This window comes from Citromicrobium bathyomarinum (assembly GCF_021021475.1).
In the GTDB taxonomy this organism is placed as follows: Bacteria; Pseudomonadota; Alphaproteobacteria; order Sphingomonadales; family Sphingomonadaceae; genus Alteriqipengyuania; species Alteriqipengyuania bathyomarina.
The window spans coordinates 536,633-557,768 of record NZ_JAINWL010000002.1 but is presented as its reverse complement, the minus strand read 5'-3'; the positions used below and the strand labels follow the sequence as shown (position 1 = coordinate 557,768).

Annotated in this window: 16 protein-coding genes and 1 tRNA gene; 9 read left to right on the top strand and 8 right to left on the bottom strand. The window is 65.9% G+C overall.

The annotated features are described in order from the left end of the window. Nucleotides 1-85 precede the first annotated feature (85 nt). From K7H93_RS10650 to K7H93_RS10640, 3 genes are all read right to left on the bottom strand, one after another. Nucleotides 86-1,471 (bottom strand): alpha-amylase family glycosyl hydrolase, encoded by a 1,386-nt coding sequence (locus K7H93_RS10650; protein WP_230783581.1) that lies wholly within the window; start codon nt 1,469-1,471, stop codon nt 86-88. Further along, a complete protein-coding gene (locus K7H93_RS10645; RefSeq protein WP_230783580.1) occupies nt 1,464-2,993 on the bottom strand; it encodes an MFS transporter in 1,530 nt (509 codons plus the stop codon). Before K7H93_RS10645 ends, K7H93_RS10650 begins: the two co-directional genes overlap by 8 nt. A 114-nt stretch (nt 2,994-3,107) precedes the next feature. Next, complete coding sequence (locus K7H93_RS10640; RefSeq protein WP_230783579.1) at nt 3,108-4,136, bottom strand: LacI family DNA-binding transcriptional regulator; 1,029 nt, start codon at nt 4,134-4,136, stop codon at nt 3,108-3,110. A gap of 362 nt (nt 4,137-4,498) precedes the next feature. On the opposite strand from K7H93_RS10640, the gene K7H93_RS10635 reads away from it, so the two are divergent. The 6 genes from K7H93_RS10635 to K7H93_RS10610 all read left to right on the top strand — a co-directional run bounded on the left by K7H93_RS10635 (nt 4,499) and on the right by K7H93_RS10610 (nt 16,068). Next, nucleotides 4,499-7,261, top strand: coding sequence for a TonB-dependent receptor (locus K7H93_RS10635; RefSeq protein WP_230783578.1), 2,763 nt, complete (start codon nt 4,499-4,501; stop codon nt 7,259-7,261). Between the two features lie 101 nt (nt 7,262-7,362). Next, nucleotides 7,363-8,922: a tryptophan halogenase family protein gene (locus K7H93_RS10630; RefSeq protein WP_338080309.1), complete on the top strand. Its 1,560-nt coding sequence runs from the start codon at nt 7,363-7,365 to the stop codon at nt 8,920-8,922. Beyond that, entirely contained in the window at nt 8,919-10,730 is a 1,812-nt protein-coding gene (locus K7H93_RS10625) for an alpha-amylase family glycosyl hydrolase (protein ID WP_230783577.1), read from the top strand. Before K7H93_RS10630 ends, K7H93_RS10625 begins: the two co-directional genes overlap by 4 nt. Continuing rightward, entirely contained in the window at nt 10,730-12,367 is a 1,638-nt protein-coding gene (locus K7H93_RS10620) for an alpha-amylase family glycosyl hydrolase (RefSeq protein ID WP_230783576.1), read from the top strand. Before K7H93_RS10625 ends, K7H93_RS10620 begins: the two co-directional genes overlap by 1 nt. Then, a complete protein-coding gene (locus K7H93_RS10615) occupies nt 12,367-14,418 on the top strand; it encodes a glycoside hydrolase family 97 protein (RefSeq protein WP_230783575.1) in 2,052 nt (683 codons plus the stop codon). Before K7H93_RS10620 ends, K7H93_RS10615 begins: the two co-directional genes overlap by 1 nt. Before the next feature lie 63 nt (nt 14,419-14,481). Next, nucleotides 14,482-16,068: a sodium:solute symporter family transporter gene (locus K7H93_RS10610; RefSeq protein ID WP_054525076.1), complete on the top strand. Its 1,587-nt coding sequence runs from the start codon at nt 14,482-14,484 to the stop codon at nt 16,066-16,068. A gap of 4 nt (nt 16,069-16,072) precedes the next feature. Here the strand turns inward: K7H93_RS10610 and K7H93_RS10605 are convergent. From K7H93_RS10605 to K7H93_RS10585, 5 genes are all read right to left on the bottom strand, one after another. After that, nucleotides 16,073-16,148: transfer RNA gene (locus tag K7H93_RS10605), tRNA-Lys, on the bottom strand. Next, nucleotides 16,139-16,624, bottom strand: coding sequence for a 2-amino-4-hydroxy-6-hydroxymethyldihydropteridine diphosphokinase (gene folK, locus K7H93_RS10600; protein ID WP_231680661.1), 486 nt, complete (start codon nt 16,622-16,624; stop codon nt 16,139-16,141). Before folK ends, K7H93_RS10605 begins: the two co-directional genes overlap by 10 nt. 25 nt (nt 16,625-16,649) lie before the next feature. Next, nucleotides 16,650-17,501, bottom strand: a complete 852-nt coding sequence (gene aguB / locus K7H93_RS10595) for an N-carbamoylputrescine amidase (protein WP_230783573.1) — start codon at nt 17,499-17,501, stop codon at nt 16,650-16,652. Nucleotides 17,502-17,510: 9 nt separating this feature from the next. Next, nucleotides 17,511-18,254: an SIMPL domain-containing protein gene (locus K7H93_RS10590; RefSeq protein WP_230783572.1), complete on the bottom strand. Its 744-nt coding sequence runs from the start codon at nt 18,252-18,254 to the stop codon at nt 17,511-17,513. A 72-nt stretch (nt 18,255-18,326) separates the two neighbouring features. Beyond that, nucleotides 18,327-19,166, bottom strand: coding sequence for a class I SAM-dependent methyltransferase (locus tag K7H93_RS10585; RefSeq protein WP_230783571.1), 840 nt, complete (start codon nt 19,164-19,166; stop codon nt 18,327-18,329). 131 nt (nt 19,167-19,297) lie between these two features. On the opposite strand from K7H93_RS10585, the gene msrA reads away from it, so the two are divergent. The 3 genes from msrA to K7H93_RS10570 all read left to right on the top strand — a co-directional run bounded on the left by msrA (nt 19,298) and on the right by K7H93_RS10570 (nt 21,109). Continuing rightward, on the top strand, nt 19,298-19,852 hold the full coding sequence (gene msrA / locus K7H93_RS10580) for a peptide-methionine (S)-S-oxide reductase MsrA (RefSeq protein WP_230783570.1): 555 nt from the start codon (nt 19,298-19,300) through the stop codon (nt 19,850-19,852). 287 nt (nt 19,853-20,139) lie between these two features. After that, nucleotides 20,140-20,577 (top strand): FKBP-type peptidyl-prolyl cis-trans isomerase, encoded by a 438-nt coding sequence (locus K7H93_RS10575; protein WP_010234970.1) that lies wholly within the window; start codon nt 20,140-20,142, stop codon nt 20,575-20,577. Between the two features lie 112 nt (nt 20,578-20,689). After that, on the top strand, nt 20,690-21,109 hold the full coding sequence (locus tag K7H93_RS10570; RefSeq protein ID WP_230783569.1) for a pyridoxamine 5'-phosphate oxidase family protein: 420 nt from the start codon (nt 20,690-20,692) through the stop codon (nt 21,107-21,109). Nucleotides 21,110-21,136: the final 27 nt, after the last annotated feature.

Here is a 21,136-nt window from a genome sequence, read left to right as displayed (position 1 = left end):
CTATCCTAGGGCAAGCCTTGCCCGGATTTCCAGCCGCATAGCTATGTGATGATTTAACGCCCGGGGTAGTTCCGGCCTGCCGATCCTATCGCTCGCCCCCGGTCGAAAGCAGGCGGAAGCCCCAGGCGGGCAGCGACACGGTATCGCCCGCCGCGATGGTAACCGCGTCTCCGTCACGAAATTCGCGGTAGGTGCCCGCCGCCAGCCCGTCCGCCAGCCTCGCCTCGACCGCTGTGTCGGAGAGGTTGAACAGGCCGACCACCTTGTTGCCGTCCTTCTGCCGGACCCAGCCGAACAGCTGCTGCGGCCTGTCGTTGACGACCTGCTGCATCACCGCGCCCCATTGCCCGTTGCCCAGCGCGGGGTTGGCGGTGCGAAAGGCGATCAGGTCCTTGAGAAGTGCGCCATAGTCGCAGCCTTCGCGCTGGCTCCAGTCGATCGGGTCCTTCTCGAAAAAGGCGAGGCGGTGCGCGTTGCACGCCTCCATCCCGTTATGGACCAGCGGCAGCCCTTCGCCGGTAAAGGCGAGCGCGGTCAGCGCTTCCAGCCCGTCACCGTAATTCTCGTAGATCGTGCCTTCCCACGCATTGCTGTCGTGGTTCTCGATATAGGTCAGGCGCATGGCCTCGCGCGGCCACAGGCTCTCGTTCTCGGCGTAATAGCCGAACAGCGCGGTCGCATCCGCCTCGCCCTTTGCGATCCGCTTGCCTGTATGGTGCCAGTCCCATGCGTAGGTCGCATCGAAGGCGGCGCGGTGGTGGACGGTCTGCTGCACCTCGCCCAGCATGAAGACCGGGCGGATCGCATCGAGCCGTGCGCGCATCGTCTCCCAGAAATCGATCGGGACATAGCCGGCGACATCGGCGCGATAGCCGTCCACGTCGAATTCGCGGACCCAGTATTCCATCGCCTTGCCGACATGCTCGCGCACCCCGGGCTTCGACCAGTCTAGATCGATGATGTCGGACCAGTCCCACCACGGGGTCGGGCGGAAATGGCCGTCCCAGGTCTTTTCGTACCAGTCGGGATGCTCGCTCGCGAGGGCATTGTCCCACGCGGTGTGGTTGGCCACCAGGTCGAGGATGACGTGGAAGCCCTGCGCGTGCGCGGCGTCGATGAAGTTGCGCAGGTCCTGCTCGGTGCCGAACTCGGGATTGACCGCGTAATAGTCGCGCACCGAATAGGGGCTGCCCAGCGTGCCCTTGCGGTTGACCTCGCCGATCGGGTGAATCGGCATCAGCCACAAGATGTCGACACCCAGCTCCTTCAGCCGCGGCAGCTCCTTCTGCGCGGCGGCGAAGGTGCCCTCGGGCGTGAACTGGCGGGTGTTGATCTGGTAGAGGACCGCATCGCGGCTCCATTCGGGATGCTCGATCTCGACGAAGGGCCGGGGTTGCCACGGATCGGCGGTCTGCGCGGCGGCGGGCGCTGCGGCGCAGGCCAGCAGCGCGGCGATGGCGAGTTTACGCATCGGTGGTCTCCGTACTGGATTGCGCGGGCAGGACCGATCCGACCCGCAGCATGGCCAGCGCGGCGAGTGCCCACGCGGCGGCGGCGAACAGCATGGTCCAGATGGGTTCGCCGGGGAAGAACGCCTTCATGATCGATCCCATGATCGTCGCCACCAGCAGCTGCGGCACCACGATGAAGATGTTGAACAGCCCCATGTAGATACCGAGCTTGGCCTGCGGCAGATTGCTGGCGAGGATCGCGTAGGGCATCGCGAGGATGCTGGCCCACGCAATGCCCTTCAGCACCTCGCACCCGATCAGCAGCATCGGATCGCGCAGCACGAAGAAGCCGAGGAAGCCCAGCGCGCCCGCCAGCAGGCATGCCATGTGGGTGTATGCCTGGCCGAACTTGCGCGCCATCACCGGCAGCACGAACAGCGCGGCGATCGCGGCGACCCCGTTCTGCACGGTGTAGATCAGGTTCCACCAGTTGGCGCCGTCGTTATAGGCCGCGCTCGCCGCATCGGCGCTGCCGTAGAAATATTGCGACACGATCGGGCCGGAATAGATCCACATGATGAACAGCGCGGACCAGCTGAAGAACTGCACCAGCGCGAGCCGTTTCATCACTTCAGGCATGCCGGAAAAGTCGCCCACGATGCTCGACAGCATGTTGGCCGACTGGCCTTTGCGCGCCATGGAAATGCCGATCGCGCTGAGCAGGCCGTAGGTCGCGAGCAGGCCGCCGAGCAGGTAAATCTCCTTCTCCAGCCCCAGCGGCGCAACTGCGAGGATCACCGCCGCGCCCGCCACCAGCCAGACCAGTGCGAAGCCGTAGTTCTTCGCCGCCAGCGCGCGGATCGTGTGGCTTTGCTCGATCTGGTTCTCGGCCTCGAACGCGGCCATTTCCTCGGGCGAATATTCTCGCGTGGTCAGCACGGTCCACGCGATCGCCACGAACAGCGCGCCCCCGCCCGCCCAGAAGCTCCACCGCACGGTGTCGGGAATCTGCCCTGGCGGCGCGATATTGGCGACGCCCAGATGCTCCAGAAACCACGGGAAGATCGCCGCGACCACCGCGCCGCTGCCGATGAAGGCGGTCTGCACGGCATAGCCGGTCGCGTGCTGCGACTTGTCCAGCATGTCCCCCACAAAGGCGCGGAACGGCTCCATCGAGATGTTGAGCGATGCGTCGAGCAGCCACAGCAGGCCTGCCGCAAACACCAGCGGCGCGGCGAAGGCGGGCGCGAAGGGCATCAGGAATAGGGAGAATGCGGCGAAGATCGCCCCGGTCAGGAAATAGGGCCGCCGGCGGCCCAGCCGGTTCCACGTCCGGTCGGACAGGTAGCCGATGATCGGCTGGACGATCAGCCCGGTCAGCGGCGCGGCAACCCACAGCGCGGGCAGATCGTCGAGCGATGCCCCCACCGTCTGGAAGATGCGGCTCATGTTGGAATTCTGCAGCACGAAGCCGATCTGGATTCCGAAGAAGCCGAAGCTGATGTTCCACAGCCCCGCCCAGCTCTGGCGTGGTTTCTCCATCGGCCTTGTTATCCTTTCCCCTGTCGGCGGGCGAACTCGCGTCACCCTGCCGATCGATGATGGGGCAAGGCTTTCACCAATCCGGGAGGCCGGACAAGCAACATACGAATGCGCTCAGGAGCTTGCGCGCACGATCAGCCTGGTCGGCAGCCGCGTGGGCGGCGGGTCGGAGCCTTCGATATGCGCCAGCAGCGTTTCCACCAGCAGCTCGCCCGCACCCTGCGTGTCCTGCATGATGGTGGAGAGCGGCGGGTGGGTCATGCTGGCGGCAGGGATATTGTCGAACCCGACCACCGCGACATCGCCCGGAATAGACAGCCCCGCCTCATCCAGCGCGCGCATCGCGCCGATCGCGATCACATCGCTCGCCGCGAACACCGCGTCGAACGCAGCGCCGCTTTCGATCAGGCGGCGCGCGGCGGCATAGCCCGCCTCGTCCGATGTCACCGCGTCGAATTGCAGCGCCGGATCGGGCTGCACGCCGTTGCTGCGGAGCGCCTCGCACAGGCCCTGATAGCGGTGCGCGAATTCGGGATAATGCTCGTCCGCATGGCCCAGAAACGCGACCTTCATGCGTCCGCGCTCGATGAAGTGTTCGCCGACCAGCCGCCCCGCGTCGATATTGTCCGAACCGACAGTGGCCCCGCTGCTGTCGCTGCTGACCGATCCCCAGCGGGCGAAATGCGTCCCCGCCTTGACCAGCTGGGCGAGCCTCTCAGCGTAGAGCGTGTAGTCGCCATAGCCGAGCAGGATCAGCCCGTCCGCCCGCTTGCTGTCCTGATATTTGACGTGCCAGTCGTCTTCCATGCGCTGGAAAGAGATCAGCAGATCGAGTCCGCGGTTTCCGCAAGCGCGGGTAATCGAACCGAGCATCGAGAGGAAGAACGGGTTGATCATGCTCTCGTCGGGCGTCGGGTCCTCGAAGAACAGCAGCGCGATGGTATTGGTCCGCTGGGTTCTGAGCGAGGAGGCATTGCGATCGACCGCATAGTTCAGCTCGCGCGCAATCCGCTCGATCTTCTCGCGGGTCGCCTGGCTGACCGACTTGTCGCCACGCAGCGCACGGCTGACCGTGGGCTGCGAGACGCCGGCCCGGTAGGCGATATCGAAGCTGGTCGGCCTGCCTGACGGGGTGCGGCCCATGCTCTCTCCCGAAAGGCGTCGTGCGCCTCTCATGCTTACGTATTCATCGGATTACGTCAGGTCGCCGTGCAAGGCAATTGCCGCACCCCGGGCGGCGCACCTCGCAGCCGCGAAAATGGCGTGATTGCGCCTATGATGGCCCCCTGCGCGCCGCGCAAGCGGGCCATCGACATTTATGCCACAGCCCCACGCGCACCATCGCCGCGCAGGGCACGCGTATACGTATGCGATCTTCCGGCGCGCCCACGGTGCTGCATTATGACCGCCGCAGACGCGCCAAGGACCGGCCGATCGAGACCGGGCCACGCGCATCTGGCGACGCTGGGAATGGCAGCGCCGCACACGGGAGAGAGAGAAGAGTCATGTCCTACCGCAATTCGCTTCGCAGCGGCACCAGCCTGCGCACCTGTGCCATCGCCCTGATCCTGGCCGGTGCTGCCGTGCCGGGCATCGCCGCCGCGCAGACCACCCAGCCGCCCGTCCCCGATACGGAAGAAGACGGTCAGCCGGTTGCCGACGACGATACCGACGAGAACGTGATCGTGGTCAGCGGCTTTCGCGCCGCTCTGGAGAGCGCGGTCAACGAGAAGCGCAACAGCGACCTGATCCTGGAATCGGTCACTGCCGAGGATATCGGCAAGCTGCCCGATGATTCGATCGGGGAATCGATCGCCCGCCTGCCCGGCATCACCTCGCAGCGGCTCAACGGTCGCGCCAACGTGATCGCCATTCGCGGCCTCGGCCCCGACTTCTCCCAGACGCTGCTGAACGGGCGCGAACAGACCTCTACCGGCGATAGCCGCGCGGTCGAATTCGACCAGTACCCCTCCGAAGTCGTCAGCCAGGTCAATGTCTACAAGACCCCCTCGGCCAGCCTCGTCGGCCAGGGCCTGGTCGGCACGATCGACGTGCGCACGATCCGCCCGCTGGAAGTGGACGAGCCGATCTTCGCGATTGGGGCCAAGGGTTCCTATGCGGATATCGGCGCGCTCAACGCGGGCTCGCGCGATTACGGCTATCGCCTGAACGCGACCTTCGTCGACCAGTTCGCCGACGACACGATCGGCGTCGCGCTGGCGGCGGCCTATACCGACGAGCCCTATCAGCTGCAGGAATTCAACGCCTGGGGCTATGCCGGCGATGGCACGCCCGGCAATCCCTACATCATCGGCGGCAACAAGAGCTTCGTCACCTCGACCCGGCTCAAGCGCTTCGGGGTCAACGGCACGCTGCAGTATCAGGCGTCGCCCAATTTCATGGTCACCGTCGACGGCTTCTATTCCAGTTTCGACGACGACCAGTCCAAGCGCGGGATCGAGCTGCCGCTGGGCTTCAGCAACCCCTACACCACCAGCAGCGTGGTCGACGGGCCGTTCGGCGGTTTCGCCGAGTCCGGCACCTTCACCGATGTGCGCGGCGTGGTGCGCAACGACGTGTTCCAGCGCCAGGCGGACCTCTATTCGGGCGGTCTCAACCTCGATTACGACGGCGACGACGGGTGGAGCGCGTTCTTCGATTTCGGTTATTCGCGCACCGACCGCAACGAACTGAGCATCGAAAGCTATTCGGGCACCGGCTATGGCGGGGGCAACGGCGCGGCCGATACGATCGGCTTCACCTCCGACACCAACGGCACCGCGTTCACCCACACGCTCGACTACAGCGACCCGAGCCTGATCCGGCTAACCGACCCGCTCGGCTGGGGCGGCGCGCGGGTGCAGGCCGGCTACTGGAACAACCGCATCATTGCCGACGAGCTGTTCCAGTATCGCGTGGGCGTATCGAAAGAACTGGGCGGCTTCCTGTCGGCCATGCATTTCGGGATGGCCTATACCGACCGTTCCAAGAGCCTGACGCCGGACGAGTTCTTCGTCTCGCCGCCGGGCGGCGCAACCGAAGTGGCCATTCCCACGGGCGCTCTGCTGCGGCCGACCGACCTCGACTATCTCGGCCTCGGCCCGATCGTCAGCTACGATGTCCGCGACCTGATCGCGGATGGCACGCTGATCCTCGACCCGAACACCTCCAACGATGTTCCGGCCAAGGCCTACGGCATCACCGAAGACCTGATGACCATCTACCTGCAGGCGGATATCGAGCAGGAACTGGGCATCGGCGTGCTGACCGGCAATTTCGGCGTGCAGGCCATCAATACCGACCAGAACTCGACCGGGCTTGCGTTCGCCGGTGGCCAGCCGGTCGACGTGTCGCTCGGCGCGGACTACTGGGACGTGCTGCCAAGCGCCAACCTCTCGCTGCGGCTCGATAGCGGGTGGGTCTTCCGCCTCGCCGCCAGCCGCCAGATCCAGCGCCCGCGTCTCGACGATCTGCGCGTGGCGATCAGCTATGGCGTGAACACCAACGCGGGCGAAAGCCCGACCGGTGTGGCGCCGTTCATCAGCGGCGGCGGCGGCAACCCGCTGCTGCGCCCGTACCGGGCCAATGCGGTCGACTTCAATATCGAGAAGTACTTCGCGAACGGTGCGGGCGTCGTCGCCGTGCAGGCCTTCTACAAGGATATCGTCAACTGGATCGCCAACGGGCGCTACACCTTCGATTATTCCGGCCTACCGACCCCGGCGGGTCAGACCCCGGCGACCACCATCGGTTTCCTCGATACGCAGGTGAACACCGGCGGCGGTAACTTCTACGGGGTCGAACTGTCGGCGACGGTACCGTTCGACGCCTTCTTCTCCGGCCTCGAAGGCTTCGGCGCGACCGGCGGCGTGGGCTACACCAAGTCGGAAGTGGAAGACTTCAACGGAGATATCGCACCGATTTCCGGCTATTCGGAATGGGTAGCCAACGGCACGCTCTATTACGACCTCAACGGCTTCAGCGCCCGGGGCAGCGTCCGCTATCGCTCCGAATTCATCGGCGAATTCAGCGGCTTCGGCGGTTCGCCGACGCGGCGTCTGGCGCGGGCGGAGACGATCGTCGATGCGCAGATCGGCTATGAATTCCAGCCGGGCAGCGCGCTGGAAGGGCTCTCGGTCTACCTCCAGGGGCAGAACCTCACCAACGCGCCGTTCGTCTCGCAGTTCAACGTGCCCGAACCGCGCGCGGTGATCGACTATCAGGAATATGGCCGCCGCTTCCTCGTCGGCGCGACCTTCAAGTTCTGATAGCCAAGGTCCGGAGCAGGCGGCGCATTCCTCCCAAGCCGCGCCGTCTGCCCCGGGCCCTAATTCTTGCCATGCGCCCTGCGGGCGGGTGAGGATGGGAGGTGAGCGTGATCCGGACCAGTTCCAGCGAAACCGAACCGCCCGCCATCGTCATCGTCGGCGGCGGCACCGCCGGGTGGATGGCGGCGGCGGCGCTCGCGCGGCTGACGCCCTGCGCGGTCACGCTGGTCGAGTCCGAGGCGATCGGCACGGTCGGCGTGGGCGAGGCGACGATCCCGCAGATCCGCCTGTTCAATCAGGCGCTGGGGATCGACGAGGCGGAGTTTCTGCGCGAGACCAAAGCCACCTTCAAGCTGGGCATCGAATTCGCCGGCTGGTCGCGCGCGGGTGCCAGCTACATGCACGCCTTCGGCGAGATCGGCACGGGCGCGGGCCTGCTCCCCTTCCATCAGCTGTGGCTGCGCGGCCGCGAGCTGGGCGTGGCAAAAGACCTCGCGACCTATTCGCTCAACGAGCGCGCCGCCCGTGCGCTCAAGATGCAGATGTGGCGCGGTGATGCCGGGCACAGCGTGCCCGACATGCCATGGGCGTACCACTTCGACGCCAGCCTCTACGCCGCGTACCTGCGCCGCCTGGCAGAAGCCCGCGGCGCGTCGCGGATCGAAGGCAAGGTCGCCTCGGTCGAGCGCGATGGCGCAAGCGGCGACATCGCGGCGGTTACGCTGGAGGACGGACGCCGGATCGCGGGCGATTTCTTCATCGATTGCAGCGGCTTTCGCAGCCTGCTGCTCGGGCAGGAACTGGCGACGGCGTTCGAGGACTGGAGCCACTGGCTCCCCTGCGACCGCGCGGTCGCTGTGCCGTGCGCCACGAAAGGGGAGTTCACCCCCTACACCCGCTCCACCGCGCACTCCGCCGGCTGGCAGTGGCGCATTCCGTTGCAGCACCGGATCGGCAACGGGCTGGTCTATTGCAGCGACTATCTCTCCGATGACGAGGCCGAGGCGCAGCTGCTCGCCAATCTCGACGGCGCGCCTCAGGCCACGCCCAATCGCCTGCGCTTCACCACCGGGATGCGCGCGCAGCAATGGTCGCACAACTGCCTCGCGCTGGGACTGGCCGCCGGGTTCATGGAGCCTCTGGAATCGACCAGCATCCACCTGATCCAGTCCTCGATCGCACGGTTCCTCAACATGCTGCCGAGCAAGCAGCCTGCGCCCGCGATGCGCGCGGAGTTCAACCGGCAAGCCGAGTTCGAATGGACCCGCATCCGGGACTTCCTGATCCTGCATTACTGGGCGAACGGGCGCGTCGGCGAAGCTTTCTGGGATCGCTGCCGGGAAATGGCCCTGCCCGACACACTGACCGCGAAGATCGAGCAGTTCAAAGCCAGCGGCTTCATCCATCGCGAGCACGAAGAGCTGTTCACCATCCCCGGCTGGGCGCAGGTGCTGATCGGGCAGGAGGTGATGCCGCAATCGCTCCACCCGCTCGCCGCGTCGACCGATCCGGCTGCGCTGGAGCGGATGCTGGGCGAGATCGAGGCGGGGATCGGCCGATTGGTCGATGCCATGCCGTCGCATGTCGAGTTTCTGCGCGCCTACTGCATGCCCCGCGCTACCAATCCATCCCCCACCCCGGTTCCGGAGACCGCCCGATGAAGCGCGCCGTCACCCTGCTCGCCGCAGCCAGCCTGCTCGGCGTTGCCACCTCCGCGCTCGCGCAGGAGCCAGCCGCCGCAACGGGCGAGCGCCTGTCTCAGGACGAGGTGATCTACTTCGTCCTGCCCGACCGCTTCGCCAATGGCGATACGGCCAACGATACCGGCGGCTATCCGGCGGACCGGCTCCAAAGCGGCTACGACCCGACCCATCGCGGCTTCTATCACGGCGGCGACCTGAAGGGCCTGACCGAGAAGCTCGACTATATCCAGGGCCTCGGCGTCACCGCGATCTGGTTCGCGCCGATCTTCAAGAACAAGCCGGTGCAGGGCCCGGCGGGTGACGAGAGCGCGGGCTACCACGGCTATTGGGTGACCGACTTCACCTCGGTCGACCCGCATCTGGGCACCAATGCCGAATTCAAGGCCTTCGTCGATGCGGCGCACGCGCGCGGGATGAAGGTCTATATGGACATCATCACCAACCACACCGCCGACGTCATCCAGTATGCGGGCGGCGACTATGCCTATCGCAGCAAGGCGGACTATCCCTATTCCACCCTTGGCGGGCCCGAGGGTGAGCGGATCAACCCGGGCTTCGCGGGCGACGATGATCCCAGCCCAGAGAACTGGGCCAAGCTGACCGATCCGCGCTTCGCCTACACCCCCGTGGTGCCCGAGGCGGAGCGGGACATCAAAGTGCCCGCATGGCTCAACGATCCGATCTACTACCATAATCGCGGCAACAGCGAGTGGTGGGGCGAAAGCGCGGTCTACGGCGATTTCGCGGGGCTCGACGATCTGGCGACCGAGCATCCGCGCGTGCTTGCCGGGATGATCGATATCTTCGGCAGCTGGATCGACCGGTTCGGGATCGACGGTTTCCGGATCGATACGGTCAAGCATGTGAACCCCGAGTTCTGGCAGGCCTTCGTGCCCGCGATGCAGGCGCGCGCCGAGGCGAAGGGGATCGCGGATTTCCTGATCTTCGGCGAAGTCTATGTCGACGGTGCGCGGCCCGGCCCGCTGGCGGCCTACACCCACCGCGACGCCCTGCCCGCCGTGCTCGACTTCACCTTCCAGTCCGCGGTGCGCGATGTGGTGGCAGACAATGCCTCGCCCGAAGTGCTGGTGCAGATGCTCGAAGGCGATGTGCTCTACGCGGGCGGCGAGGAAGCCGCGCTGCGCCTGCCGACCTTCCTCGGCAATCACGACATGGGCCGCTTTTCGATGTTCGTGAAAGCGGGCAATCCGGATGCCGGCCAGTCGGACCTGCTTGCGCGCACGATGCTGGGCCATGCGATGCTGCTGACCCTGCGCGGCATCCCGACGGTCTATTACGGGGACGAGCAGGGCTTCATCTCCGACGGCAACGACCAGCAGGCGCGCGAGGACATGTTCGCCAGCCAAGTTGCCGACTACAACGACAACGACCTGCTCGGCACGCAGGCGACTACGGCGGACGCGAACTATGCCGCCGACCACCCGCTTTACCGCATGATCGCGCGGCTTTCCGCGCTGCGCAAGGCGACGCCCGCGCTGAGCCGCGGGCTCACCGAAATCGGCACGTTCGACCGCGAGCCGGGCCTGCTCTCACTCATCCGCCGCGACCCCGAAAACGGGCAGACTGTCCTGCTGGTGTTCAACACCAGTGGGCAAGCGATCACGCGGAACGTGGAAATCGACATGAAGGAAACCACGCTGAAAACCCTCGACGGCACCTGCCCCGCCCAACCGACCGCGCCGGGCAGCGCGCGGTTCACCCTTCCCCCCTTCGGCTGGGCCGTGTGCGAGCTGGGGCGCAACTGATGGCGAGCGCGATGCAACCCTCTCCCGCTGCTGCGAAAGACGCGCAATGGTGGCGCGGCGCGGCGATCTACCAGATCTATCCGCGCAGCTTCATGGATTCCAACGGCGACGGCATCGGCGATCTGCCGGGCATCACTTCGCGGCTGGAGCATGTCGCCGATCTGGGCGTCGATGCGATCTGGGTCAGCCCCTTCTTCACCAGCCCGATGAAGGATTTCGGCTACGACGTTTCCGATTACTGCGATGTCGATCCGATCTTCGGCACCCTCGCCGATTTCGACGCGCTGGTCGCCCGCGCGCACGAACTCGGCCTCAAGCTGCTGATCGATCAGGTCTATTCGCATACCTCGGACGAGCATGAATGGTTCGCGCAGAGCCGTTCGGACCGGACCAATGCGAAGGCCGACTGGTACGTATGGGCCGATGCCAAGCCCGACGGGTCGCCCCCGTCCAACTGGCAGTCCGTGTTCGGCGGCCCGGCATGGACCTGGGATGCGCGGCGCGGGCAGTATTATCTGCACAACTTCCTCAGCAGCCAGCCGCAGCTCAACGTGCACAACGCGCAAGTGCAGGATGCATTGCTGGGCGTGATGCGCTTCTGGCTGGATCGCGGGGTCGACGGCTTCCGCATCGATGCGCTCAATTTCGCGATGCACGACCCGCAATTGCGCGACAATCCGCCCGCGCCCGCAACCGACAAGCCGCGCACGCGCCCGTTCGATTTCCAGCTCAAGAAATACAACATGTCGCACCCCGACATCCCGCATTTCATCGAGCGGATTCGCGCGCTGACCGACGAATACACCGACGATTCGGGGGCAATCTTCACCGTCGCCGAGGTCGGCGGGGACGAGGCGGAGGCGGAGATGAAGGCCTTCACGCAGGGCGAGGCGCATCTCAATTCCGCCTATGGCTTCAACTTCCTCTATGCCGACCGGCTGACCCCCGGGCTGGTCTGCGCCGCGCTGGCCGAATGGCCCGACGATCCGGGCACCGGCTGGCCCAGCTGGGCGTTCGAGAACCACGACGCCCCGCGCGCGGTCTCGCGCTGGTGCCCGGCCGGTTGCTCGCCCGAAGACATCGCCGCCTTCGCGCGGATGAAGATGGCGCTGCTCGCCTCGCTGCGCGGCAACATCATCATCTATCAGGGCGAAGAGCTGGGGCTGGAACAGGACGACATTCCCTTCGAACTGCTCCACGACCCCGAAGCGATCGCCAACTGGCCGCTGACCCTCTCGCGCGACGGGGTGCGGACCCCGATGCCGTGGGTCGCGCATGATCCAAGGGGCGGGTTTTCCACCGGATCGCCGTGGCTGCCGGTCGGTGAGGCCAACCGGACCCGCGCGGTCGATGTCCAGGCGAACGATCCCGAGGCGCTGCTTGGCTTCACCCGCCGGATGCTCGCGCTGCGCAACGAAACCCCCGCGCTGCGGCAGGGGCGCGTCGCGCAGTGCCGCGCCGATGGCGACCTGCTGTGGCTGACCCGCGAGGCCGCAGGGCAGAGCGTGCTGTGCGTCTTCAATCTGGGCGCGAGCGAGCACGCGATCGACGTGACAGGGCGCGAACTGCTCGCCACCAATGGCGCCACCACCAGCGCCCTGCCCCCCTTCGCCGCGCTTATTCTGGAGACCGCGTAATGCGTGCCCTGCTGGTTGCCCTGTTCTCGCTCGTCGCGCTCGCCGCGCCGCTCTCCGCTGCCGAGGTATCCTCCCCCGACGGGCGGATCGTGGTGCAGCTGGACGTCGATAACGAAGGCAAGGCGTTCTACCGCGTGGACCGCGACGGCGAGCCGCTGATTGCCGACAGCGTGCTCGGCTTCACCTTCACCGATGCCGAGACCATGCGCCGCAACTTCGCGATCGAGAGCGAGGCGCGCACCAGCCACGACGATACGTGGGAGCAGCCGTGGGGCGAGCGGCGCTTCGTGCGCGACCATTACAACGAACTGGCGGTCACCTTTCGCGAAACCCGCGATACCTCCAGGCGCGCGCTGACCGTGCGGATGCGCGTGTTCGACGACGGGATCGGCTTCCGATACGAATTCCCCGGCAGCGATGCGGCGCCGGTCACCCGGATTGCCGACGAGCTGACCGAGTTCGTGATCGCGCCCGAAGCCGCAGCAGACGGCACCGCGTGGTGGATTCCGGGCGGCGACTGGAACCGCTACGAATATCTCTACAACGAGACCCCGCTGGCCGAGGTTTCGACCGCGCACACGCCCATGACCGTCCGTCTGGCAGACGGCACGCACCTCGCCTTCCACGAGGCGGCGCTCGTCGATTATGCTGGGATGTGGCTGCGGCGCGTCGACGGCACCCGCTTTCGCGCCGTGCTCGCCCCGTCGAGCCGCGGGGCCAAGGTGGTCCGCGAAGGCGCCTTCACCACTCCTTGGCGCACGATCCGCATCGCCAACGGGCCTGCCGGGCTGGTCGAGAGCAACCTCGAACTCAACCTCAACGAGCCCAACAAGCTGGGCGATGTCAGCTGGTTCGAGCCTGCGAAATATATCGGCATCTGGTGGGGCATGATCCGTGGCGACTGGACCTGGGCGCAGGGGCCGGAGCACGGCGCGACGACCGAGCGGGCCAAGCAATATATCGATTTCGCCGCCGCCAACGGCTTTCGCGGCGTGCTGGTCGAAGGCTGGAACGTGGGCTGGGACGGCCAGTGGTTCGGCAATGGCCGCGATTACAGCTTCACCCAAGCCTATCCCGATTTCGACTTCGACGAAGTCACCGCCTACGCCGCATCGAAGGGCGTCCACCTGATCGGCCACCACGAGACCGGCGGCAATATCGAGGTCTACGAACGCCAGCTGGCAGACGCGCTCGATATGTATGCCGCGCATGGGGTGGACGTGGTCAAGACCGGCTATGTCGCCGATGCGGGCGGGATCATCAGCTGCAACGCCGATATCGCCGAGCCTTGCGGGGAAGAGGTGTTCGAGTGGCACGACGGCCAGCGGCAGGTGCAGCACCACCTCAAGGTCGTCACCCAAGCGGCCAGGCGCGGCATCGCGATCAATCCGCACGAACCGGTCAAGGATACCGGCCTGCGCCGGACCTATCCCAACTGGGTCAGCCGCGAGGGCGCGCGGGGGCAGGAATATAATGCCTGGGGTGCCTTCGCCAACGGGACCGAGCACGATCCGACGCTGGTCTATACCCGGATGCTGTCCGGCCCGATGGACTACACACCCGGCGTGCTCGGCCTGGTCGGCAATAATGGCGATCCGATCGCATCGACGCTGGCCAAGCAGCTCGGCCTCTATCTCGCGATCTATTCGCCGATCCAGATGGCCGCCGATTTCGTCGAGAGCCTCGAGGCGCATCCGAAAGAGCTTGAGTTCATCCGCATGGTCCCAGCCGACTGGGCGGAGAGCCACCTGATCGCAGGCGAAGTGGCCGACTACGCGATCTTCGCGCGCAAGGACCGCCATAGCGAGGACTGGTATGTCGGCGGCGTCAACGACGCAACCGAGCGGACGGTTGAGTTGAGGTTCGACTTCCTCGACGATGGTCAGGCCTACACCGCACGCGTGTGGAAGGACGGCCCCACCGCGACCTACGAGACCGAGGCGCGGCACGACATCGCCTACGACACGCTGACGATCCGGCGCGGCGACACCTACACCGTGCGCCTCGCGCCCGGTGGCGGGCTTGCGATGCAGCTCAAGCCTGTCGGATAAGACCGGGGGGCGTGGCCGTGCGCCGAATATCTGTAGCTGCAATCCGCTGGGGGGAATGAGCCGATGGCGCTCGAGACGATCGACCTGATTATCATCGCGGGTTACGCGCTCGCCCTGCTGGGCATTGCGCTGGCGGTGTCGCGCGAACCCAAGGGGCGCGACAAGAATACCGAGGATTACTTCCTCGCCGGGCGCGCGCTGCCGTGGTGGGCGATCGGCGCATCGCTGATCGCGTCGAACATCTCCGCCGAACAGATCATCGGCCAGTCGGGCCAGGGCTATGCGGTGGGGATCGCGATCGCGGCCTATGAGTGGCAGGCCGCGCTGGTCCTGATCATCGTCGCCAAGTTCTTCCTGCCGATCTTCCTCAAGCGACGCATCTACACGATGCCGCAGTTCCTCGCGCAGCGCTATGGCGAGGGGGTCAAGACGCTGATGAGCCTTTTCTGGGTCGCGCTGTACACGGCGGTCAACCTGACCACCGTGCTGTGGCTGGGCGGGCTCGCGATCTCTTCGCTCACCGGGTGGAGTGTGTTCGGCGCGATGGCCGCGCTGGCGGGCTTCGCCGCGCTCTATTCGCTCTACGGCGGGCTGAAGGCAGTCGCGCTGACCGACATCATTCAGGTGGTGATCCTGATTATCGGCGGGCTGGCGATCACCTGGATCGCGCTCGACGCGCTCGATGGCGCGGATGGTGCGATGGCAGGCCTGGCGCTGCTGATGCGCGAGATGCCGGGGCATTTCGAGATGATCCTCGCCCCCGACAACCCCGCCTATGGCGATCTGCCGGGGATCTGGACGCTGCTGGGCGGGCTGTGGGTGCTCCACTTCAGCTATTGGGGCTTCAACCAGTACATTATCCAGCGCGCGCTGGGCGCGGAGAGCCTGGGCGAGGCGCAGAAGGGCCTCGCCTTTGCCGCCCTCCTCAAGCTGCTGACGCCGTTCATCGTGGTCATTCCCGGCATCGCGGCGGTGATGCTGGCGCAGCAGGGCACGATCGACGGAGCGGCAATCGCGGCGCAGAGCGACCGCACCTATGGCGAGCTGATGGCCTTCGCACCCGCAGGCCTGCGCGGCCTGGTGTTCGCCGCGCTGATCGCGGCGGTGGTCTCCAGCCTCGCCTCGATGATGAACTCCATCTCGACCATCTTCACGATGGACCTTTACCGCGCATGGCGACCCGACCGGGCCGAGACGCATTACGTCACCGTAGGCCGGATCGCCGCCTTTGCCGCGATGGGCATCGCGCTGGTGCTCGCCCGCCCGTTCATCGGCGGCTTTGCCAGCGGGTTTCAGACGGTGCAGGAATATACCGGCTTCATCGCGCCCGGCGTGGTGGTGGTCTTCCTGCTCGGCTTCTTCGACCGGCGGAGCAATGCGGCGGGGGCCTACACCGCGCTGATCGGGTCGCTCGGCGTCAATGTGGTGCTGAAGTTCGCCGCACCAGACGTGCCCTTCATCATCCGCATCTGGATCGTGTTCGTGATCGCGCTGGTCGCCGCCGCGCTGGTATCGCGCGTCACGGGTCGTCCCGAGGAGGAGCGGACGGTGCGGATGGGCGACATCGCCTTCGCCACCAGCCCGCTGTTCAACACGCTCAGCGTAGCGGTGATCGCAATCCTCGCGGGCCTGTACGTCTGGCTTTGGTGAGGGTTGGTGGACCCTGCTGGGCTCGAACCAGCGACCTCGATATTAAAAGTATCTTGCTCTACCAACTGAGCTAAGGGTCCGACCGGGTGCGCTCACTAGGCAGGGCGCGCGGGCGGGTCAAGCGGGCGTGAAGCTGTCGCAAAGAAAGCCCGGTGACAGGATCATGCCAGCCGGGCGCAATCGCGCATGCCGGGCCGAGCACGAAGCTGCGCCGCGCAAAGGCCGGGTGCGGGATCGTCAGGTCATCGCCAAGCCACGCCCCGGCCGACCACAGCACGATATCGCAATCGAGTACACGGTCGCCCCAGGCCTGCCCGCGCCGCCTGCCGAACCCGCGTTCAAGCCGCTTGAGCTCGCCCAGCAGTTCCGGCGGGGCATGGTCGCTCTCCAACTCGGCCACTGCATTGGCGAAGCGCCGCCGCGCAGGGCCGATCGGGGCGCTCTCGATCACCGGGCTGCGTTTCGTCACCGTACCCAGCGCGCTCAGTTCCTCCATCGCGGCACGCACGACCTCATGCGGGCGGCCGTGCTCGCCATGCCGCCGGTTGCTGCCCAGCGCGATCAGATAGGTCTCGCTCAGCTTAAACGTCCTCAGCCAAGCGGCCGTAGAGTTCAGGCCGGCGATCGCGGAAGAAGCCCATCCCCGCGCGGTGCTTCGCCGCCGTATCGAGATCGAGCGTCGCGACCAGCACGCCGTCCTCCTCGCGCCCGAACTCGACCAGCTTGTCGCCCCATTCGTTGGTGATGAAAGAGTGGCCGTAGAAGGTCTGGCCGTCTTCGGTGCCGATCCGGTTCGCGGCGATCACCGGCATGCAGTTGGAGACCGAGTGCCCCTGCATCGCGCGCTGCCACATGCGGCTGGTATCGAAGCTGGCGTCGTAAGGCTCGGAGCCGATCGCGGTGGGGTAGAACAGCAGTTCCGCCCCCATCAGCGCCATCGCGCGCGCGGTTTCGGGATACCACTGGTCCCAGCACACGCCCACGCCGATCTTCGTTCCGAAAACATCCCACACCTTGAACCCGGTATTGCCGGGGCGGAAGTAGTACTTCTCTTCGTAGCCCGGTCCGTCCGGGATGTGGCTCTTGCGATAAACGCCCATGATCTCGCCTTGCGCGTCGATCATCGCGAGCGTGTTGTAGTGGTGCGGGCCGTCCTTCTCGAAGAAGCTAGTCGGGATCGCCACGCCCAGCTTCTTCGCCAGCTTCGCCATCGCGCGCACGTTGGGATGCTCTGCAGTCGGCGCGGCGCGGGCGAACAGCGCCTCGTCCTCGTGCTTGCAGAAGTACGGCCCATCGAACAGCTCGGGCGGCAGGATCACCTGCGCACCGCGAGAGGCCGCTTCCTCGACCAGCGAGGACACCGCCTCGATATTCTCTGCCTCGTCCTGGGCTCCAAGCTCCAGCTGGAGCGCGGCTACGGTGATTTCACGCATGGCCGCCGGTTACTTGGGCACCAGCGCGAAGTCCACCTGCACCGACACGCGGCTGGTCGTCTGGCCGGGCTGGATCACCCCGCCCGCCTGTTCCTCGGGCATGGCCTGCGTGCGGACCACCGGCGAAATGGGCGGCGGCGGAGGCGGCGCACCGGGGATATAGCGATTGCCCTGCGCCCCGCCGCCGTCGCGGATGGTGAGCACACGGGCGATCTTCATGTCGGCGGCATCGGCATAGGCCTGCGCGCGTGCCTTTGCTGCCTTGAACGCCTCGCCATAGGCGGTGTTCGCGGCCTTCTCGCTGTCCGAGATGCGCAGGTCCGGGCCGGAGAACACGTTCGCGCCCGCTTCGGTCGCAGCGGTCACCGCGTCGCCTGCCTTGTCGATATCGCGCACGGTGACCGCGACGATGTTGTTCGCCTGGTACTGGCCCTTGCGATCGCCGTACTGGATGCGCTGGATGCCGACGGTGCGCGTCTGGATGTCCTTCGCCGGGACGCCCGCCTCCTTCAGCGCGGCGACCACCTTGGCGATATCCTCTGCATTGGCATCGCTCGCCGCCTTGCCGGTGCGCCCGAAGTTCTCGACCCCGACCTGGAAGAACGCCTCGTCGGGTCGCACTTCGGATTCGCCCGTTGCGCTGACCGAAAGCAGCGTTTCGTCATGGTCGACCCCGCGCGGGTCATAGGCCGGTTGCTGGCACGCGGCGAGCGTCAGCGGTGCGGCAAGCAGGGGCAGGTACTTCGAACGCATGGCATATCCTCCGATGAGACTGTATCTCACGCGCCATCTGCCGCCGCCTGCCTGAACCGCGTCTGACAGGGCTCAGCGCTTCCTGAAGAGCAGCGTCATTCGGTCGCTTTCGCCCGTGTCACCTGCCCCGGCGACATCGCCGCTATTGCTCGGCGGCAAGGTCCACACGCCGCCTTCCCAGTTGGAAGGGTCGGCAGGGTTGGCGTTGATGTCGCTCATCCCCACCAGCTCGAACCCATGCGCCTCGACCAGCGCGATAACGTCTTCCTGCCGCAGGTAGCCCTTGGAGCCATTGGTGTAGTCACCCGGCGCATCGGCCTTCGCGCGGTGCTGGACGATGCCGAGCATCCCGTCGTCCTTCAGCATCGAGCGGATGCGGGTCAGCTCGGTATAGAGCACGCCCGAGCGCAGCAGGTTGTGCATTTCGCGGAAGATCAGCGCGCGATCGACCTGGCCCGCCATCGCTTCCGGCACGTCCTGCGAGGCGTAGATGCTGACCGGCGCGCCGCTGAGGTTCCAGCCGCCATAGGTCTCCTCGAACTTGCCCGGCAGGCCGCCGAAATACTCGCCGAAACGCTCCGCATCCGCCGCTGCGGGATCGGGGGTTAGGCCGACATAACGCCCCTCGCTGCCGAGATACGGCACCAGGATGCGCGTGTACCAGCCGCCTGCGGGCATGTAGTCGACCACGGTCATCCCCGGCTTCACCCCGAAGAAGTCGAGCGTTTCGAACGGGTGACGCCACTGGTCGCGCTGCGAATCCTCGCCCCGCACATCGGAGGCGACCGCCGCTTTGAGCGCGGGATGGTGGGAATGGCTCTCCCCCATCATCGCTTCGCCGTGGTGATCCGCCAGAGCAGGCGTGGCGACGGCGAACGCGGCAAGCGCGAGCAGGCTGGTGAAACGGCGCATCAGAAATTCTCCCCGGGGTTATGTGTGGCCCGCATTCTAGGGCCACGAGGAGCCAAGGCAAGCAGAGCCGCCGCGCGAGGATGGCAATCGCGCGCAGGCTTCCTACCTCCCCTGCAAAGGAGAATACCACAATGGCAGAGACGGCAATTTTCGGAGGCGGCTGCTTCTGGTGCACCGAGGCGGTGATGAAGGACGTGATCGGCGTCGAGAGCGTCGAGAGCGGCTATATCGGCGGCACGACACAGAACCCGACCTACAAGGAGGTGTGCACCGGCAATACCGGCCATGCCGAGGCGGTGAAGGTGACCTACGACGCCGACGCGATCAGCTATGCCGAACTGCTCGATATGTTCATGGGCACGCACGACCCGACCCAGCTCAACCGGCAGGGCAACGACGTGGGCACGCAGTATCGCAGCGCGATCTTCCCGCTCGACGCCAGCCAGGCCGAGGAAGCCGAGGCCGCGATCGGCCGCTGGAATGCCGCCAACGGCGCGATGGCGGTGACTACGATCGAAGGCATGGCGGGCGGCGAGCAGACCGCGACCTGGTATTCGGCCGAGGGCTATCATCAGGACTATTGGGACGGCGAAGGCCAGCGGAATCCCTATTGCCAGGCGACCATTCCGCCCAAGCTGATGAAGCTGCGCAAGAGCTTCCAGAAATACGTGAAGGACGACGCGTGATCGGTCGTCCGACGCGGAGCCCCTGACACACCTGGCACACAGTCCAGGGCTTAGAAAACCACCGCCGGTCCGGGCGCCATGAAAGGCTGCCCGGGCCGGCGTTTTCGTATCCTTGCGCATCGCGCGAGGATGGCATGCGCGCAGGGCTGTAGGACAGCGCCAAATCGACAGATTTGCCCTTCGGGGTTGCACCTCGCGGCTTTGGCCCCACGTTGGTGCGCATCGAATATTCCCGTGGCCGCGCAATCGCTCGCAGCCCCAACCCTCAGTCAGAGAGGAAATAGCTTATGCCTACCGCAAAGAACGGCGACACCGTCGCGATCGATTTCGTTGTGAAGACCGAAGCCGGCCAGGTCGTCGGCAACACCGAGGAAAGCGGCCCGCAGGTCGTCACGCTCGGCAAGCAGGAAATCTTCCCCGCGATCGAAGCCGCGCTCGACGGCATGGAAGTCGGCTCGGTGCAGCAGGTCAAGATCGAGAGCGACAACGCCTTCGGCCCGCGCCGCGAGGAACTGGTGATCGACGTGCCGCGCGAGAACCTGCCCGCAGAGCCCGCCCCGCAGCCGGGCATGCAGCTTTCGGCGCAGGGCCAGGACGGCCAGCCGATCCAGCTCGTCATCACCGAAGTGCACGACAACTCGGTCAAGGCCGACGGCAACCACCCGCTGGCAGGCGAAGACCTGACCTTCGGCGTGACGCTGGTCGAGATCAAGGAAGCCGCGTAAGGCTTCCAAGAGCCTTTTAAGGCTCTGAAAACATGAAACCCCGGTGCGATTGCGCGGAACGTGCAGATCGCGCCGGGGTTCTTTTTGGCAGACACGATGAGGAGTCTGCCCAATGCCCAAGCCTGACAAATCGATGATCGCCAAGACCATGCGCAGCATGGATCTGTGCATGATGACGACTCATGGCGAGGGTGGCACGCTCACCAGTCGACCGATGAGCAACAATGCGCAGGTCGATTTCGACGGCGACAGCTACTTCTTCACCGCTCCGGACACGCGCAAGCTGCGCGATATCGCACGCGACGATCACGTGGCGCTCGATTTCCAGGGCGACGGCGTGTGGCTCACGATCCGCGGCACCGCGAGCGTCCACGACGATCCCGAGCTCATCAAGGAACACTGGACGCCCGACATCGAAAAGTGGTTCGGCCACGGCCCGGACGAGCAGGATGGCGTGCTGATCGTGAAGGTGACCGCCCGCGAAGCAGAGCTTTACGGCGAGAACGAGGGCGTGGTGGATATGAGCGGCTAGTATCTCCTTCCCCGAAGGGGAGGTCGT